General features: G+C 59.0%; 19 protein-coding genes. 11 read left to right on the forward strand and 8 right to left on the reverse strand.

The window, feature by feature from the left end; genetic code table 11:
• Window positions 1–96 precede the first annotated feature (96 nt).
• Window positions 97–381, reverse strand: a complete 285-nt coding sequence (locus E2F50_RS02260; protein WP_133314433.1) for a DUF2188 domain-containing protein — start codon at window positions 379–381, stop codon at window positions 97–99.
• Window positions 382–593: 212 nt separating this feature from the next.
• On the opposite strand from E2F50_RS02260, the gene E2F50_RS02265 reads away from it, so the two are divergent.
• The 4 genes from E2F50_RS02265 (at window position 594) to E2F50_RS02280 (ending at window position 5,055) form a co-directional block, all read left to right on the forward strand.
• Entirely contained in the window at window positions 594–1,697 is a 1,104-nt protein-coding gene (locus E2F50_RS02265; protein ID WP_133314434.1) for a calcium:cation antiporter, read from the forward strand.
• Between the two features lie 157 nt (window positions 1,698–1,854).
• Window positions 1,855–2,970, forward strand: coding sequence for a 5-methyltetrahydropteroyltriglutamate--homocysteine S-methyltransferase (locus E2F50_RS02270; RefSeq protein WP_133314435.1), 1,116 nt, complete (start codon window positions 1,855–1,857; stop codon window positions 2,968–2,970).
• Window positions 2,971–3,074: 104 nt separating this feature from the next.
• Window positions 3,075–3,581, forward strand: a complete 507-nt coding sequence (locus tag E2F50_RS02275) for a DUF3597 domain-containing protein (RefSeq protein WP_133314436.1) — start codon at window positions 3,075–3,077, stop codon at window positions 3,579–3,581.
• 208 nt (window positions 3,582–3,789) lie between these two features.
• Window positions 3,790–5,055 carry a PQQ-dependent sugar dehydrogenase gene (locus E2F50_RS02280; RefSeq protein ID WP_133314437.1) on the forward strand — a complete coding sequence of 422 codons (1,266 nt, stop codon included), beginning with the start codon at window positions 3,790–3,792 and terminating at the stop codon, window positions 5,053–5,055.
• 56 nt (window positions 5,056–5,111) lie between these two features.
• Here E2F50_RS02280 and E2F50_RS02285 read toward each other — a convergent pair whose 3' ends face one another.
• Entirely contained in the window at window positions 5,112–6,314 is a 1,203-nt protein-coding gene (locus E2F50_RS02285) for a pyridoxal phosphate-dependent aminotransferase (protein ID WP_133315198.1), read from the reverse strand.
• 666 nt (window positions 6,315–6,980) lie between these two features.
• Between E2F50_RS02285 and E2F50_RS02290 the strand changes: the two genes are divergently transcribed.
• The gene (locus E2F50_RS02290; RefSeq protein ID WP_133314438.1) at window positions 6,981–7,196 is read left to right on the forward strand and encodes a cold-shock protein; all 216 of its coding nucleotides are present in this window, start codon (window positions 6,981–6,983) and stop codon (window positions 7,194–7,196) included.
• A gap of 84 nt (window positions 7,197–7,280) precedes the next feature.
• Here E2F50_RS02290 and E2F50_RS02295 read toward each other — a convergent pair whose 3' ends face one another.
• On the reverse strand, window positions 7,281–7,928 hold the full coding sequence (locus E2F50_RS02295; RefSeq protein ID WP_133314439.1) for an MBL fold metallo-hydrolase: 648 nt from the start codon (window positions 7,926–7,928) through the stop codon (window positions 7,281–7,283).
• A 69-nt stretch (window positions 7,929–7,997) separates the two neighbouring features.
• Window positions 7,998–8,195 (reverse strand): hypothetical protein, encoded by a 198-nt coding sequence (locus tag E2F50_RS02300; protein ID WP_133314440.1) that lies wholly within the window; start codon window positions 8,193–8,195, stop codon window positions 7,998–8,000.
• Window positions 8,196–8,504: 309 nt separating this feature from the next.
• Here E2F50_RS02300 and E2F50_RS02305 point away from each other — a divergent pair, with 309 nt between their 5' ends.
• From E2F50_RS02305 to E2F50_RS02320, 4 genes are read left to right on the forward strand one after another with little or no spacing between them, the layout of a single operon-like run.
• Window positions 8,505–8,987, forward strand: coding sequence for a MarR family winged helix-turn-helix transcriptional regulator (locus E2F50_RS02305; RefSeq protein WP_161974030.1), 483 nt, complete (start codon window positions 8,505–8,507; stop codon window positions 8,985–8,987).
• 1 nt (window position 8,988) lies between these two features.
• A complete protein-coding gene (locus E2F50_RS02310; RefSeq protein WP_133314442.1) occupies window positions 8,989–9,687 on the forward strand; it encodes a response regulator in 699 nt (232 codons plus the stop codon).
• 27 nt (window positions 9,688–9,714) lie between these two features.
• Window positions 9,715–11,094, forward strand: a complete 1,380-nt coding sequence (locus E2F50_RS02315) for an ATP-binding protein (protein WP_133314443.1) — start codon at window positions 9,715–9,717, stop codon at window positions 11,092–11,094.
• 18 nt (window positions 11,095–11,112) lie between these two features.
• A complete protein-coding gene (locus E2F50_RS02320) occupies window positions 11,113–11,694 on the forward strand; it encodes a DUF1349 domain-containing protein (protein ID WP_133314444.1) in 582 nt (193 codons plus the stop codon).
• A gap of 21 nt (window positions 11,695–11,715) precedes the next feature.
• Here E2F50_RS02320 and E2F50_RS02325 read toward each other — a convergent pair whose 3' ends face one another.
• From E2F50_RS02325 to E2F50_RS02340, 4 genes are all read right to left on the reverse strand, one after another.
• Window positions 11,716–12,057 (reverse strand): tRNA-binding protein, encoded by a 342-nt coding sequence (locus tag E2F50_RS02325; protein ID WP_133314445.1) that lies wholly within the window; start codon window positions 12,055–12,057, stop codon window positions 11,716–11,718.
• A gap of 8 nt (window positions 12,058–12,065) precedes the next feature.
• Window positions 12,066–12,884 carry a pyrroline-5-carboxylate reductase gene (proC, locus tag E2F50_RS02330; RefSeq protein WP_133314446.1) on the reverse strand — a complete coding sequence of 273 codons (819 nt, stop codon included), beginning with the start codon at window positions 12,882–12,884 and terminating at the stop codon, window positions 12,066–12,068.
• On the reverse strand, window positions 12,884–13,384 hold the full coding sequence (locus tag E2F50_RS02335) for a type III secretion system chaperone family protein (RefSeq protein WP_133314447.1): 501 nt from the start codon (window positions 13,382–13,384) through the stop codon (window positions 12,884–12,886). Before E2F50_RS02335 ends, proC begins: the two co-directional genes overlap by 1 nt.
• Window positions 13,385–13,884: 500 nt before the next feature.
• Window positions 13,885–14,145 carry an accessory factor UbiK family protein gene (locus tag E2F50_RS02340; RefSeq protein WP_133314448.1) on the reverse strand — a complete coding sequence of 87 codons (261 nt, stop codon included), beginning with the start codon at window positions 14,143–14,145 and terminating at the stop codon, window positions 13,885–13,887.
• A 179-nt stretch (window positions 14,146–14,324) separates the two neighbouring features.
• Here E2F50_RS02340 and lgt point away from each other — a divergent pair, with 179 nt between their 5' ends.
• Together lgt and E2F50_RS02350 are read left to right on the forward strand one after the other, a co-directional pair.
• Window positions 14,325–15,179, forward strand: coding sequence for a prolipoprotein diacylglyceryl transferase (gene lgt / locus E2F50_RS02345; RefSeq protein WP_133314449.1), 855 nt, complete (start codon window positions 14,325–14,327; stop codon window positions 15,177–15,179).
• A 14-nt stretch (window positions 15,180–15,193) separates the two neighbouring features.
• Window positions 15,194–16,294 (forward strand): class I SAM-dependent methyltransferase, encoded by a 1,101-nt coding sequence (locus E2F50_RS02350; RefSeq protein WP_133314450.1) that lies wholly within the window; start codon window positions 15,194–15,196, stop codon window positions 16,292–16,294.
• Window positions 16,295–16,300: the final 6 nt, after the last annotated feature.

A 16,300-nucleotide genomic window follows, 5' to 3' on the forward strand; every position in this document is an offset into this window, starting at 1 on the left:
TGCCCGAGCCGCATCGTCGATCAGAGCCGAAGGCTCGTCGCCAGAAAGTCGACGAGCCATTTAAGGTTATGCTGCTCTAATCCCAGGTCTTCTGCGTTACGTGCGTCCGTGACGAACATCTGCAGACGTCTCTACGTCATCGCTGTCTTCAACATCGGCTTCGGGGCGGTCCCCGCCATCGCTGTGTTCAGTGTGCCAAACGCCTTTGGCATCCTGCCAGCTGATCTCTTCCGGCTCTCCACCCACCTGCTGCTCGGCAGCAACGATTCGTGCAGCCTGCAGTGCATCTTCGTGGGTTGCGAAGGTTTCGGAGAAAACATCGCCGAGGCGGTAGGCCCAGCCGCCGTCATGCTGCACGACTTTGTAGACAACCTTGGTCATAAATCCCTCCTGCTTTTTATGGGCATGCGGATCTTGCCGATCCGAACTGTATGTGGCGGAGAAGTGAAAAGCCACCGCATGGGTTCCCGGCCGCCGGTCGAATAATGGCACCGACGGCGATTTATCGCAAATCCTCTACCTTCAGCGCGAACCTTGCTTGCTGCCCACAGTTGCTGCCTTAGATCCGACCACACCGAAAACAGGAGCGACTGGTGCGTTTGTCATCTCTGGCGAAGCAGGAAGCCTTTCTTATCGTCGCTCTCGTAACGGCCCTGCTCGGCTACATGTTCGAGCACACCATCCTTGAATTGGGTAAGACTGCGGCCCTTGTCGCAGCCGTCGTCTTTGTAGCCGTCATCATTATGGTATCGACGCGCGTTGCGCACCACGCTGAAGTCCTGGCGCACAAGGTTGGCGATCCTTACGGAACGATGATCCTGACGCTCTCGGCGGTGGCGGTGGAAGTGCTGATCCTCGCAATCATGATGGGAACCACGTCCTCGCCGACCCTGGTTCGCGACACGATCTACTCCGCCGTCATGCTGGACATCAACGGCATCCTCGGGCTTGCGGCGCTCCTGGGCGGCCTCAGGCATGGAGAACAACCCTATAACGATGACTCCAGTCGCACCTACGGCGTGATGATCCTGACGGCGATGGGCATTTCCATGATCGTGCCGGAGTTCATCCCCCCTGATCGCTGGCACTATTATTCGGCCTTTACGATTGGTGCCATGATCGCTCTTTACGGCGTCTTCCTGAAGATGCAGGTGGGACCGCACAGCTACTTCTTCAGCTATACCTATCCCCGTGCCAAGACGCCCGGAGCGAAACCAAACGCCGAGCAGGATGCGGAACAGGAATCGGCTAAGCTCTCCATTGCGATCATTCTGGCGGGCGTCATCATCATCGGCGTCCTGGCGGAATTCATGTCCGCCTTCATGAATTCCGGTTTGGAAGGATCGGGCGCCCCGCCGGCCCTTATGGCAGCCGTGGTCGCGGCGATTTCGGCCGCCCCGGAAATCCTCACCGCCATGCGTGCTGCCCTTCGCAATCGGATGCAGTCCGTGGTCAACATCGCCATGGGCGCATCGCTTTCCACCGTCATCCTGACCGTACCCGTCATGGAAGGCATTGCCTTGTATACAGGGCAGCCTTTCATCATGGCGATGAGCCCCGTTCAAACGGTGATGGTCGCCATCACCCTAATTGCGGCGGCCATCAATCTCAATGACGGTCACACCAATGCGATCGAAGGCATGACGCACTTCGTGCTGTTTGCTACCTTCATCATGCTGACCGGGCTCGGGGTCTAGACGCGAGCTTGATCAATAGCTTGCCGCTGTGTGCGGAATCAGCTTTGGAGACCGTTCATGCAGGCTTGCCTCCTCTTTGCAGCAGTCGGGACCAGCATGAAAAGCCGGACGAGGACAAATGGCTTCCGCTTCTGGCGAAACGAATGGAGGAACTTCGATGTCGACACCACCTTATAGAGCCGATCATGTCGGCTCGCTTCTCCGCCCCGCATCCGTGAAGCAGGCGCGCAAGAAATTCTATGACGAGAAGAGCATCTCGGCCGAGCAATTGAAGGCGGTCGAGGATGAAGCGGTTCAAGATCTCGTCAGGCTGCAGGAGAGCGTCGGACTGAAGGTCGTCACCGATGGCGAAGCACGCCGTTCGTTCTGGCACTATGACTTCCTTGGCAACCTTGATGGCTTCGAACTGGTCGAGCGGGAAGCAGACAAGGGCGTGACATTTCACGGCGTCAAGTTGCGACCGACCTTTCCGACCATTACTGGCGAACTTGATTTCCCCGACGATCACCCGATGCTGGACCACTTCAGGTTCCTGGCGGCCAATACAAAGGTGACGCCGAAGATTTCCATCCCTGGGCCGAGCGTTGCGCATTACCGCACCGCCAAGTCCGACATTCATCCGCCGGCCTATCAGGATGTCGAAGCGCTGTTTGCCGACCTCGCGAGGACCTACGCCAAGGCGGTCGCTAAGTTCTACGAAGCGGGCTGCCGCTACCTGCAGATGGACGACATCTATTTCGCCTATCTGGGCGACGAAAAGCAGCGTGCCATGAAACAGGCGGAAGGCTTCGACCCCGACTGGCTGATCGGCAAATATGCATGGATGATGCATGAGGCAATCAAAGATCGGCCGGCCGACATGCTGATTGGCATGCATATGTGCCGCGGCAACTTCCGCTCCACCTGGGCTGCCGAAGGTGGTTATGATGCAGCCGCCGACGCAATCTTCAACCAGACCGGCGTCGACATGTTCTTTATGGAATACGACACCAAGCGGGCCGGTGGCTTGCAGCCGCTACGGCTGCTCCAGAAGGGCAAGCAGCGCGTTTATCCGGGCTTCATCACCACCAAGACCGGCGATCTCGAAACTATCGACCATCTCCGCCGCCACTTCGACGAAGCGTCCAAACATGTGGATCTCGACCAACTCGGCATCGCCCCACAATGCGGCTTCGCCTCGACAGAAGAAGGCAATTCGATCACCGAGGACGACCAGACGCGCAAGCTCGAACTGGTCGTCAAGACGGCTGAAGCGATTTGGGGCGCGGCCTGATCCTACAAGCCGCAGGCATGTGCCGCCTGCGGCTTCTTTTCACGGAACACAAGAAGTCCCGAAGGTGTTTCCCTGCTGAAACTACAGAAGCAAGGAAACATTCGATGAGCATTTTCGACAAGATCAAGAACGCCATTTTTGGCAGCGAGGCACATGCGGCTCCCATGCCGGAAACGACTGCTGCTGAACCCGCTGCCCGCCGCACATCTACCTCGGCGCCCTTGAACCCCGCCCCTTCCGCTGCCACTCCCTCGGTCGCCTCGGCACCTGCGCCGGCTTCCGCTCCTGCACCGACTGCATCGACGACGGCATCCGCCGCATCGGCCACGCCCACTGCAGCCTCGCCGGCCCGCAGCGTCGACATCGAACCCATTCTTGACCAAGCCGTCAAGAAAAGTGGCCAGAAGCTGGAATGGCGGAAATCGATCGTCGACCTGATGAAGGCGCTCGATCTGGATTCCAGCCTTACCGCCCGCAAAGAACTGGCACATGAGCTGAACTACACCGGCGATACCGATGATTCCGCCACCATGAACGTGTGGCTGCACAAGGCCCTGATGAAGAAGCTCGCCGAAAACGGCGGCAAGGTTCCGGCCGACCTCGCCGACTGATCAACCCGTCAGACATACTGGCCGGGCCCGCCCTCAACGGCGGGCTCTTGTCGTTCAAGGCCGCGATAAATTAATCTTGAACAGCCTGTGTAGGGCGATCCGAACAGCACGCCCTAGATGTAATTCATCATCGGTCGGCACTTGTTTCACATCAGAGGCCACCGGGACGGAAAGAGCGGCGCCCGCCGCCCATTACAGGGAGTTTACGATGAAACGTCTCAGCCTCTTGCTCGCTGGTTCCGCCCTGTCGGCCATAGTCGCGACAGCGCCTGCCCTTGGTCAGATGGAAGGGTTGCCGCCGGCGACCGGAGCGGAGGGTGTGGCACCCGGCAAGCCGGCCGAGACGCAAATGCCCAATGCCCGCAACCAGAAGCCCGCATTCGCCGGCCAGACGCGTGCGCCGCAGCCGGCTTCCATGCCAAAGATCGCAGCCACGGTCGTGGCCGAAGACCTGCCGCATCTTTGGGCGATGGAGTTCCTGCCCGACGGCCGCATGCTGGTGACTGCCAAGGCAGGCGCCATGCACATCGTTTCGGCACAAGGAGAAGCGGGACCGAAACTCGATGGGGTTCCGGATGTGCTGTCTGGTGGCCAAGGCGGGCTTCTCGACGTTGCGCTTGCGCCAGATTTTGCCTCGTCGAACATGATTTTCTTTTCCTTCTCTGAGGAACGAGACGACGGAAACGGTACATCCGTGGCCTCCGCAAAGCTCGTGACCGACGACAAGGGCGGCGGCAAGCTGGAAAACGTCAAGGTGATTTTCCAGCAGATGCCCAGCTATGACGGCAACAAGCATTTCGGCTCCCGTCTCGTCTTCGGCCCCAAGAATGAACTCTACGTCACGGTCGGCGAGCGATCGGATCCGGAGCCGCGGGTCCAGGCGCAGGATCTGAACAGCGGCCTTGGCAAAGTCTTCCGCATCGACATGAATGGCAAGGCCGTTTCCGATAATCCATTTGCGGGTCGCGATGGAGCGCGTCCGGAAATCTGGTCCTTCGGGCACCGCAACCTCCAGTCTGCAGCGCTCGATGGGCAAGGTCGGCTTTGGACGGTGGAACACGGACCTCGGGGCGGCGACGAACTGAACCGGCCTGAGCCAGGCAAGAACTATGGCTGGCCGGAAGTCACTTACGGGATCGATTATTCGGGCCAGCCCATCGGCAAAGGCATTACGGCCATGAAGGAAACCGAACAGCCGGTCTATTACTGGGATCCGGTGATCGCTCCATCGGGCATGGCCTATTATGGTGCCGATGCCATTCCCGAATGGAAGGGTTCATTCCTGATCGGCGGCCTTGTCAGCCAGGGCATTGTCATCGTGCATATGGATGGAGACAAGGTCAGCCACGAGGAGCGCGTACCGCTGGAGGCTCGCATCCGCGATGTTAAAGTGGGGCCGGATGGCGCCGTCTATGCGGTCACCGAGGAGCGCGGCGGCGGAGAATCGAGCATCGTCCGGTTGACAAAGAGCTAGAAGTGAAATGGAAGCCGGCCACTATGGCTGGCTTCCATTGAGACCAGGAGCAGAGATTATCGGACGTTGGCGCAGAAGCGCTGGATGCGTTTGCAGGCCTCTTCCAGCAGATCCTCCGAAGTGGCGTAGGAAATGCGGAAGTTCGGGCCGAGGCCGAAGGCGGATCCGTGAACAACAGCGACACCTTCCGTTTCCAGAAGCTCCGTCACGAAATCCTCGTCCGTCTCGATGACCTTGCCTGATGGCGCGGTCTTGCCGATCAGGCCGGCGCAGGAAGGATAAACATAGAAGGCGCCTTCCGGCGACGGGCAGGTAATGCCCTTTGCCTGGTTGAGCATGGAAACGACCAGATCGCGACGGCCTTCGAAGATCTTCTTGTTGGCCGGTATGAAATCCTGCGGTCCGTTGAGCGCTTCAACGGCTGCCCATTGGGCTACGGAGCACGCGCCGGAGGTCTGCTGTCCCTGGATCATGTCCATGGCCTTGATGAGTTCGAGCGGACCTGCGGCATAGCCGATGCGCCAGCCGGTCATGGCATAGGCCTTGGAAACTCCGTTCATCGTCAGGGTCCGGTCGTAGAGCTTCGGCTCGACTTCCGCCGGCGATACGAACTTGAAGTCCCCGTAGGTCAGGTGTTCGTACATGTCGTCGGTCAGCACCCAGACGTGGCTGTGCTTTAACAGCACGTCGGTCAAAGCCTTCAGCTCGTCATTGCTGTAAGCGGCACCGGACGGATTGGACGGCGAGTTGAACAGGAACCACTTGGTCTTCGGCGTAATCGCCTTTTCCAGATCGGCGGCGGTGACCTTGAAATTGTTTTCCTGGGTCGCCTCGATGAAAACAGGTGTGCCGTTGCAGAGCGCTACCATCTCCGGGTAGGAAACCCAGTAAGGGGCCGTGATGATCACTTCATCGCCGGCATTCAGTGTCGCCATGAAGGCGTTGAAAAGGATCTGCTTGCCGCCGGTTCCGACGATCGTCTGGGCTGCCGTATAATCCAGGTTATTCTCGCGTTTGAACTTCTTGACGATCGCCTCGCGAAGCTCCGGAATACCGGAAACGGGCGTGTACTTCGTTTCGCCGCGGTTGATGGCGTCGATCGCTGCCTGCTTGATATTGTCCGGCGTATCAAAATCCGGCTCGCCAGCGCCAAGCCCGATAACGTCACGACCCTTTGCTTTGAGTTCGCGAGCTTTTTGCGAGACCGCGATGGTCGCGGAAGGCTTTACGCGTGAAAGTGCGTCGGCAAGAAAGGCCATGATCTTCGTCCTGAAGCGCTGTTGGAACAAAGGCGGCGCGGATTGTCCGCCGCCAAGCTGTATGTCGAATGAAAGCGGCTGGTTCAAGCGGAAAGCATGAATGGCTGCCATCAATCTCACTCATCAAAGAAGACAGCATACGCTACGCCACGGCGCTCCAGCTGATGAATGAAGCGACGGGTGGCTTGGCTACGCCCATGGGAAAGGCGTTCCGAATTGGCACAGTTTCTGAGGTTGATGCGCCATAAATCATTCACCACGGCCTGCCTAGAAATAAACAAAAACAGCGCGGACGAATCATTTTAACAGCCTCCGGCCCTATGTCAGCACCCTCGATTCTCCCTTACTGTTTGTTTTTGATGAGATTTCTCCGACCGTCGAAATGAACCTCTTCAGACGTTAAAAAACTTTTTCTTGCCAATTTTTCATAAACACAGCACTCTGTCCAAGTTCGGGCAATTTACGAGCACGGGAAGACCTATAATAATGCGCTCCGAAGGCGCCAAGACTTCGGGCGGTAGATCTGGGGGCGGATCGATGAGCTTTTCCTGCCAGTCACCGCGGTAATACAGGGACCCTTTCTTAAAGCTGCCTGCCACCGCCCTATGGGCAACATCGTGATGCTGTCCGCCGCTGAACACGGACAGAAAGAAAAGGACCTGCTGCATGGCCGAGACTGGCATTGTAAAATTCTTCAATACCGACAAGGGCTTCGGCTTCATCAAGCCAGACAATGGTGGCGCCGACATCTTTGTCCATATTTCTGCTGTACAGGCTTCCGGCCTGTCCGGCCTGACTGAAAATCAGAAGGTAAGCTTCGACACGGAACCAGATCGCCGCGGAAAAGGCCCGAAAGCGGTCAATCTGCAGATCGCTGGTTGAGCCTTCAAGGCTTCGAACGCGTTGGAGCCCGGCAGTCATGCCGGGTTTTTTTTCGCCATCAGCTTAGGTTGATGGCTCGGGCAGCTAGAGATCTTTGAGGAATGGATTGCTGCGGCACTCGTCGCCGATCCTGCTTCCGGATCCATGGCCGCAGATGAAGCCGACCTCATCGCCAAGTGGCAGTACTTTATTCTTGATGGATGAGAGCAATGTCTGGTGATCACCGCCGGGAAGGTCGGTGCGCCCGGTCGATCCGTTGAAGAGTACGTCACCGAGATGGGCAAAGCCATGTTGACGGCTGTAATAGATTACGTGGCCGGGTGAATGACCGGGGCAGTGAAATACTTCGAAGACATGATCTCCAAAGGTGACCTTGTCGCCCTCTTCAAGCCAACGATCCGGCACGAGATTGCGAACCGCCATCCGCACACCAAATCGCTCTGCCTGGGTTTCCAGCCGCTCCAGCAGCGGAAGATCTGCCTTATGAGGACCGATCACCTCGATCTTCAACGCCTGGCGTAGTTCGTCAGCGCCGCCGGCATGGTCGATATGACCGTGCGTCAACCAGATTTCCTTCAGCGTCAGACGGTTTTCCTCGACCGCTTGAAGGATGACCGGCACATCACCGCCCGGATCGATGACAATGCCCTCGCGGGTTTCGTCGTCGAAGAGAATGGTGCAGTTCTGCTGGAATGGCGTTACCGGAATGATGACGGCTTGTAGCTTGCCCATGATGCCTCGGCTTAAGCAATAAGATGAGCCGGGGTATAACGATAAACTTAGGGCTTTTCAGCCACAAAATCAGTTAGCGGCAGCGACAGTCATATAGCGGGTCTCGGCCGAAACCGGGGGCGCGAGCGAAACCGTTGCAAGCAGGAATGCGGACACGACGATCTTCAGCGTGATTACGGTTACGAAAACCGGCCGCAGCGTATGCGCCGTCGTCGAGGAGCTTGCCATTTCGATGGGGGGCATGGCGGCATAAGTGTGGGCGGACATTTGCATTCTCTCCAGTCTATCTGGCCACTTCAATGGCCCGGAGGCGGAAAGGTTCCGCTCTTCTCAACCGGAACATTCAGCAAGGCCGCAGCAGTCAAGCGGATGCACTGCGGATAACGAGCGGGGGGTGGCGCCCATGTGCCACAGCAAGAAATGCTGTTGATTGTTCAACCGGTTCGCGCTTTATCACCAGCAACCGGATAACGTGTGTATTGATGCGATCCGCCTCGGCGAGGCACCTCAACGCGAAAGGGAACTGCAGTGCCGCCTGCATCGACGGGAAAATCCGCGAAGAGGGTCCTGCCGCCGATGCCGGCTGTGGACGAAGCCCAGATCGATTTCGAAGCCATTGAGCTGCTATTCTTTGCTTACCGCGATTTTGTTTCCGATCCGGATGCTATCCTCGCCAATCTGGGTATGGGGCGCGCGCACCACCGCGTCGTTTATTTTGTCTGCCGCCAACCCGGCATGATGGTCACCGATCTCCTCGACACGCTGCAGATTACAAAGCAGAGCCTGGCGCGGGTTCTCAAGCACCTGATCGACATGGGTTACATCCGGCAGATGGCCGGCGCCAAGGACCGTCGGCAGCGTCGTCTTTATCCGACGCTTGCCGGCCGGGAACTGGCGCTTGCCCTGTCGGAGCCGCAATCGCGTCGTATCGCCCGCGCCATGGAAGCCCTCACTCCCGAAATGCGCCAGCATGTGAAGCTGTTCCTGCAGCGCATGCGTGGTCGAGACCCGAATATCGAACTTCCCGTGCGCGACTTGGACGAAAGCCAGGATCTTTGAGATGACAGCGACACCTCCCCTGGACGATGCCCCTCACCTTCTGGTCGTCGACGACGATACCCGCATCCGTGACCTGCTGAACCGCTTCCTGATGGAGCAGGGCTTTCGCATCACGGTCGCCGGCGATGCGGCCGAAGCCCGGCGCAAACTTGAGGGGATCCATTTCGACCTGATCATCCTCGACGTCATGATGCCGGGAGAATCCGGGATTTCGCTGACCCAATCGCTCTACCAGAAGAAGACCACGCCGGTCATCCTGCTGACAGCCCGCGCCGAGGCTGAATCCCGAATTGCCGGTCTGGAAGCCGGTGCCGACGATTACCTGGCAAAGCCCTTCGATCCGCGTGAACTCGTATTGCGCATCAACAACATCCTGCGGCGCAGCAGTTCGGCCGATGCGCCGAAGATCGAGCAGATCATGTTCGGCCCCTTTACCTTCTCCATACCCCGTAAGGAATTGCGCAAGGCGGCAGAAACCATTCGCCTGACCGACCGGGAGCAGGAAATCATGCTGCTTTTTGCCCTTCGCGCCGGCGACACCATTCCGCGCCACGAGCTGATCGGCGACGATGCAGATGTCGGCGAGCGGACGATCGACGTGCAGATCAATCGGCTGCGGCGCAAGATCGAGGAGGATCCCGCCAATCCGGTCTATCTTCAGACAGTGCGCGGCATAGGGTATCGGCTGAGCATCGACTGATGCGGGGAAAGGCTAGCGGACGGCACAATGGCATTTCTTGAAACGCTGAAGCGCGACATTGGCCGCCTTGCCCTGCCGGGATGGCGTCCGCTGGCGCGCTGGCTGCGCCGTCGTCTGCCGACCGGCCTCTACACCCGCTCGCTGCTGATCGTGATCCTTCCGATGCTGCTGCTGCAGACGGTCGTTGCAGCTCTCTTCATGGAACGTCATTGGCGCATGGTCACTGAGCGCCTTTCGGAAGGCACTATCCGCGACATTGCCGGGATAATCGAAGTCATCAGGACATATCCGCAAGACAGCAATTACGACGCGATCACCCGGATTGCTGACGAGTCACTCAATCTGACCATTGCTGTCGAGGACAAAGGGCAGCTTCCGCCGCCACGTCCGCGTCCCTTTTTCTCGATCCTCGATGACATCCTCGCCGATCAGATCAATAGCCAGATCAAGATGCCCTTCTGGATCGACTCCGTCGGGGACAGCCGTCTAGTCGAGATCCGCGTCAAGATCGACGAGCGGGTGCTGCGCGTCTTTGCCCGCCGCGGCTCGACCTATGCATCCAATACACATATCTTCCTCATCTGGATGATCGGGACGGCTTTCGTGCTGGTGCTGATCTCCATCCTCTTCCTGCGCGGCCAGATCCGCCCGATCCTGAGACTGGCCGAAGCTGCGGAAAGTTTCGGCAAGGGACAGAAGAACGAAAGCTATTCGCCCCGCGGCGCCGACGAGGTGCGAAGGGCGGGCCTAGCCTTCATCCAGATGCGCGAGCGGATCGAACGTCAGATGGAGCAGCGCACGGCCATGCTGGCCGGCATCAGCCACGACCTGCGCACCATATTGACCCGCTTCAAGCTGCAACTGGCGCTTGCCGGCAACAAGCCGGAGCTCGCCGGCATGAGCCAGGATGTCGATGACATGCAGTCCATGTTGGAGGGCTATCTCGCTTTCGCCAAGGGCGAGGCCGAAGAAGACTTCGGGGAGCTTCGGCTGAGCGAGTTCCTGGAGAAGCTGCGCGGCGAGTTCTCGTTGAGCGGCAAGACGCTCACTTACCGAATCGAAGGCGAGGATCAGATCGCCGTTCGGCCGAATGCTTTCGCACGGCTGGTCGGCAATCTTGTTTCAAACAGCGAGCGCTACGCCACCAGCCTCAACATAGAGGCCACTCATAACGCAAAATGGCTGACGCTGGTCCTCGACGACGACGGACCTGGCATTCCGCCGGATGCTCGTGAAGAGGTGTTCAAACCCTTCTTCCGGCTCGATGAAGCACGCAATCTGGATGCATCCGGCACCGGCCTCGGCCTTGCCATCGCCCGCGATATCGCTCGCTCCCATGGCGGCAACGTCACCCTTGCCGACAGCCCCAAAGGCGGCCTCCGGGCAATCGTGCGGCTGCCGGCCTGAGCCTGAAACGAGGACAGCATGACCGTCGACATTTCCGACATGACCTGGCTCAATCCGCCGCCGGAAAGCCGCGCGGCAGGCGGTCGGCTGATTGGGCGGTCCGGCTTCGAGACAGATTTCTGGCAGAACACTTATTACGGATTTCAACGCGACAGCGGCCATTTTCTGCACCGGCGACGGCAGGGCGATTTTACCGCTGAGACATGCTTTGTCGGAGACTATCAGGCGCTTTACGACCAGGCGGGCCTGATGGTCCGCTTCGACGACAAGCACTGGATGAAATGCGGTATCGAATACACTGACGGCGCCCGTCATTTCAGCACGGTCGTCACCAATGGCCGATCTGATTGGTCGGCCTTCCGTTTGCCCGATGATTTCACCGAATTAGCTGTCAAGGTCACTCGGATGGGCGACGCGCTCTTCATCCAATACAGAACCGATGCGCAGCCGGATTGGCGTATGGCAAGGCTTGCCTATTTCTCGCCAGAATATGTGGAGCTGTCCGTCGGCATGATGTTCTGCTCGCCGCAGCGGCAGGGCTTCGAGGTGGAATTCCGCTCCTTCAGCATCGGCGACGTCCGGAACCGCGACATCCATTAGACGCCGCCGGCTTCAAGCGAGCTACATCAACTTGTGGCCATTCGGCACCGGCTGTTCGACGGCCGCAAGCACGATAGCCCCTTTGTCGTCTTCAAAGCCGAGCGTCAGAACTTCGGACCGGAAGGGGCCGATCTGGCGGGGAGGAAAGTTGACGACCCCGAGAACCTGGCGCCCGACTAGCGCTTCCAAGGTATAGTGCACGGTAATCTGCGCCGAGGACTTCTTGATCCCGATATCCGGACCGAAATCGATCTTCAGCTTGAATGCGGGCTTGCGGGCCTCCGGAAAGGGCTCCGCCTCTACGATGGTACCGACTCGGATATCTACCTTTTCGAAGTCACCAAAAGTAATTTCCTTGCTCATAGCGTCACTCAACCACCGAGTTCCTGCGCGCGCATCTTGGCGGCAGCGATCGCCTTGTCGAACAGCGACTGCATTCCTTCTTCGTTCATCAGCACGGACAAAGCTGCCGCCGTCGTGCCGCCAGGAGATGTCACGTTCTGCCGCAGCTTGGACGCCGCGTCCGACGACTGGTGCAGCAACTCCCCGGCGCCCGAAACGGTTTCCCGCGCTAGCCGCATGGCGAGATCAGCCTGCAGGCCAGCCTTTCGCCCCGCTTCAGCCATGCACTCGACGAGGTAGAAGACATAGGCGGGGCCACTGCCCGACACCGCCGTCACCGCATCGATATCCGCTTCGGTTGGCACCCATTCGACTGGTCCGCTGACCTTCAGCAGCGACTGCACGGCCGCCCGCTGGTGATCGAGGACTTTTGGGTTGGCATAGGCGCCGGTGACGCCGCGGCCGATCATAGCCGGCGTATTGGGCATGGCACGCACCATGGCGGCCTGCCCGAGATGCTGTTCGAGATAGGAGAGCGTTTTACCAGCGGCGACAGAAACGATAACTGTATTCGGATGCACCGCCGCTTTGAGCGGCGGCAGAACCACATCCATCAACTGCGGCTTCACCGCCAGAAAAAGCACATCTGCTGAAAACCCATCGGGAAGTGCTACGAAATGGCGCGCTCCGGCCTCGGCCAGCATGGTCGCCATCGCCTCGGACGGAGACGGATCGATCACAGTCACGGAGGCACCCGGAACGCCGTTCTTCAGCCAGCCCGACAGCATGGCGCCGCCCATATTGCCGGCGCCGACAAGCAGGATCGACCCTAGGCCCGGCAAATCCATCAGCACTCGCCCACCGTCTCGAAGAGAACGACTTCCATGGCGGACTTCGCCTCCATGCCGGACCAGACAACGAACTGGAAGGCCTGATAATAGGATTCACAAGCTTCCAAGGCGCTCGAAAGCAGCACTTCCACCTGCTGGTTGGTGGGTTCGGCACCGCCGGCAAGCAGCAGCGACTGGCGGAAAATCACCACATCCTCCTGGCGCCACAGATCGAAATGCCCCATCAGCACCTGGCCGTTGACATGCGAAAGCAGTCGGATGACCTCGTTGACGCGGATATCCGGGATCTTGATGTCGAAGGCGCAGGCCAGATGCAGCGCCTCGAACTCCTCCATCCAGGAGAAGGAAACGTGATAATCGGTCCAACGACCTTCCACGGTCATGGCGATTTCATCTTCTCCGGAACGCTCGAACGTCCAGTCGTTCGAGGCTGCTACGAATTCGATCATGTCGACCGGATTCGACTGGCGTTGGATTTCCATTTCAATGAGGCTCATGCGGCACCTTCTTGACCGGAATGAAAGCGAATTCGTGCGAACAACGCCAAACCACGCGAACACTTAACCGGAAACAACATTTGGAATGATCGCCCGACGCCGCCAGAATAACGCAGTCACCCTGTCTGGAGCTTACCGGCACGTTTCGAATCATCCTTTAAAATCAGTGTACCTAGACGGAGTCCGGCTGCCATCCCCTTCGGCATGATTTTGATTGATCCGGCTTGAAAAGCTGTTCGTAACGGAGATCAGGAGGGAGTCATAACTGACTCAGCAGACTGGCTTTTTTGACAGTGTCCACAGGCTGCGATTTTTCCTGCAAAAGATCCGGCAGACCGGCGGCAGCAGCGGCCAATCTTGGTCAGCAACGCGTCTCGACCGCCTATCCGAGGGCCGCGGCAGCAAGCAGTCCATCAGCAAGCCGGCTTAGCGCCGGCACTCTTGGTCCTCGTCCACAACGAGGACCAGCAGGACCCCCTTGTGGACGAAATAGCAGCGGATTAGCTCTGTTGGCTGGCGAGCTTGGCTTCGAGCACATCCAGACGTGCCTTCAGCGCCTCGTTCTCATCACGGGCACGCGCAGCCATTTCGCGCACGGCCTCGAATTCCTCGCGCTTGACCACATCCATGCTGTTGAGGAAACGCTCCGCCTGAGACTGGAATGCCGTCTCTACTTCCTTGCGCACGCCCTGTGCCGCCCCGGCAGCATCGGTCATCAACCGCGCGAAGTCGTCAAATATACGGTTCGTTCCGCTTGTCATCGTCTCAGTCTCCCGTACGGCGCTGATATAGTTTCGATGAACGGGAAGTAGGGCCTGCGCCGCCCGCTTGCAAGCGTCATCCACTGCTAGCTCTGAGCCGGCAAGAGATTCGCCTTGACCGCCGATACCCGCAACGTCATGGTCCGGGCCAAATACCGATCGGTTGAGAACCCTGTAACTTGTACGAAGCACTTCATCTTCTCGCCCTTATACCGTTTCCGGACATCGATCCGGTGGCCATTTCCATCGGGCCACTTGCGGTTCATTGGTATGGGCTCGCTTATGTCGCCGGCATCCTTCTGGGTTGGTTTTATGCGCGCCGGCTGGTCGGTAATTCTTCACTCTGGACACGCGACCAGTCACCCATCACTTACGGCCATCTCGACGATTTTCTCGTCTGGGTCGCTGCCGGCGTGGTGCTTGGCGGACGCACGGGATATATCCTCTTCTATGATCTGCCGGCCGTGCTCGCCAATCCGATCCGCGCCATCGAGATCTGGAACGGCGGCATGTCCTTCCACGGCGGCTTTCTCGGCGCTATTATCGCCATCATCATCTTTGCTCGCCGCAACGGCATTCCCGTTTGGAGCATGCTCGACACGATCGCCGCCGTCGTGCCGATCGGGCTCTTCTTCGGGCGCATCGCCAATTTCATCAATGCCGAACTGTGGGGCCGGTTGAGCGCTATGCCCTGGGCTGTCGTCTTCCCGACCGGCGGACCTTTTGCGCGCCATCCGAGCCAACTTTACGAGGCAGGCCTCGAAGGCCTCATGCTCTTGACCGCTCTGGCGGTGATGATCTTCCGCTTCCGCGCTCTGAAACGTCCGGGCGTCGTCGCCGGTACGTTTGTCGCCGGCTACGCCCTGTGCCGTATTTTCGTGGAGTTTTTCCGCGAACCGGACGCGCAGCTGGGCTATCTTCTTGGCACCGGCTGGCTCACCATGGGCATGGTCCTGTCGCTGCCTATGATTGCCGTCGGCCTATGGGCGATCTTTCGCGCCCGCGCCGCTGCATTGCCCGCGACCGAAGCTTGAGAGGAGGCACGCAATTGACCACTCCTCTGGCGGAAAAGATCAAATCCCTCATCCGGGCGAACGGACCGATCAGCGTTACCGACTACTTCGCCCTCTGCCTCGCCGATCCGGAACACGGCTATTACAAGACCCGCGAGCCTTTCGGCCGCCACGGCGATTTCATTACCGCCCCTGAGATCAGCCAGTTGTTCGGCGAGATGGTCGGAATCTTCATGGTGCATGCATGGCAGCGCCACGGCACCCCCACCGATGTGAGGCTGGTGGAAATCGGTCCGGGTCGGGGCACGATGATGGCCGACATGCTGCGGGTCATCAAGCGCATTGCACCCGCCCTTTTCGACGACCTGCATGTTCACCTGGTCGAAACCAGCGATCGGCTGCGCGGCGTGCAGCGTGTTTCGCTGGAAGCCTATTCCACCAAAATTTCCTGGCACGACAGCTTCGAGGACGTGCCGGAAGGTTTTACGCTGGTGGCGGCCAATGAACTCTTCGACGCCATCCCGATCCGCCAGTTCGTCAAGACGCCAACCGGGTTCCGGGAACGTTTGGTCGGCCTTGGAGCCGAGGACGAGCTGATTTTTGCGGCCGGAGTCGCAACACTCGACCCAGACTGGCTGCCGGTACCAGCGGCCTCCATTCCGGACGGTACGGTTTTTGAAATATCGCCGGCCCGTCAGGCCGTCATGCAGGCGCTCTGCGAGAGGCTGAAGGCTTTCGGCGGCAGTGCGCTGATTATCGATTACGGCCACATGGTCACCGGCTTCGGCGACACTCTGCAGGCAGTTCGCAACCATGATTACGATCCGCCGCTTGCTCATCCGGGCGAGGCAGACCTGACGAGCCATGTCGACTTCGAGGACTTGGCCAAGGTGGCCGTCTCCACGGGATGTCATCTCAACGGCGGTCTGCGGCAGGGCGAATTCCTGTATGGCCTCGGCCTGGCGGAACGGGCTTCGGCACTCGCACGGGACAAGCAGCCCATCGAGCAGCGGCTCATCGCTGCCGCTGTCGACCGTCTGGCCGGTGAAGGTGCCGGCAAAATGGGCGAGCTTTTCAAAGTGATCGCCGTCTCCAGCCCTGCCCTCAATTTGATGCCTTTCCGACCGGTGGAGTGAGCAGCC

It is taken from the genome of Rhizobium deserti (assembly GCF_004358025.1).
In the GTDB taxonomy this organism is placed as follows: Bacteria; Pseudomonadota; Alphaproteobacteria; order Rhizobiales; family Rhizobiaceae; genus Neorhizobium; species Neorhizobium deserti.

Excerpts from the sequence above, each read along its gene's own strand:
- E2F50_RS02260 (WP_133314433.1), bottom strand. The coding sequence starts at position 381 with ATGACCAAGGTTGTCTACAAAGTCGTGCAGCATGACGGCGGCTGGGCC.
- E2F50_RS02270 (WP_133314435.1), top strand. The coding sequence starts at position 1,855 with ATGTCGACACCACCTTATAGAGCCGATCATGTCGGCTCGCTTCTCCGC.
- E2F50_RS02275 (WP_133314436.1), top strand. The coding sequence starts at position 3,075 with ATGAGCATTTTCGACAAGATCAAGAACGCCATTTTTGGCAGCGAGGCA.
- E2F50_RS02280 (WP_133314437.1), top strand. The coding sequence starts at position 3,790 with ATGAAACGTCTCAGCCTCTTGCTCGCTGGTTCCGCCCTGTCGGCCATA.
- E2F50_RS02285 (WP_133315198.1), bottom strand. The coding sequence starts at position 6,314 with ATGGCCTTTCTTGCCGACGCACTTTCACGCGTAAAGCCTTCCGCGACC.
- E2F50_RS02290 (WP_133314438.1), top strand. The coding sequence starts at position 6,981 with ATGGCCGAGACTGGCATTGTAAAATTCTTCAATACCGACAAGGGCTTC.
- E2F50_RS02295 (WP_133314439.1), bottom strand. The coding sequence starts at position 7,928 with ATGGGCAAGCTACAAGCCGTCATCATTCCGGTAACGCCATTCCAGCAG.
- E2F50_RS02300 (WP_133314440.1), bottom strand. The coding sequence starts at position 8,195 with ATGTCCGCCCACACTTATGCCGCCATGCCCCCCATCGAAATGGCAAGC.
- E2F50_RS02305 (WP_161974030.1), top strand. The coding sequence starts at position 8,505 with ATGCCGGCTGTGGACGAAGCCCAGATCGATTTCGAAGCCATTGAGCTG.
- E2F50_RS02310 (WP_133314442.1), top strand. The coding sequence starts at position 8,989 with ATGACAGCGACACCTCCCCTGGACGATGCCCCTCACCTTCTGGTCGTC.
- E2F50_RS02315 (WP_133314443.1), top strand. The coding sequence starts at position 9,715 with ATGGCATTTCTTGAAACGCTGAAGCGCGACATTGGCCGCCTTGCCCTG.
- E2F50_RS02320 (WP_133314444.1), top strand. The coding sequence starts at position 11,113 with ATGACCGTCGACATTTCCGACATGACCTGGCTCAATCCGCCGCCGGAA.
- E2F50_RS02325 (WP_133314445.1), bottom strand. The coding sequence starts at position 12,057 with ATGAGCAAGGAAATTACTTTTGGTGACTTCGAAAAGGTAGATATCCGA.
- proC (WP_133314446.1), bottom strand. The coding sequence starts at position 12,884 with ATGGATTTGCCGGGCCTAGGGTCGATCCTGCTTGTCGGCGCCGGCAAT.
- E2F50_RS02335 (WP_133314447.1), bottom strand. The coding sequence starts at position 13,384 with ATGAGCCTCATTGAAATGGAAATCCAACGCCAGTCGAATCCGGTCGAC.
- E2F50_RS02340 (WP_133314448.1), bottom strand. The coding sequence starts at position 14,145 with ATGACAAGCGGAACGAACCGTATATTTGACGACTTCGCGCGGTTGATG.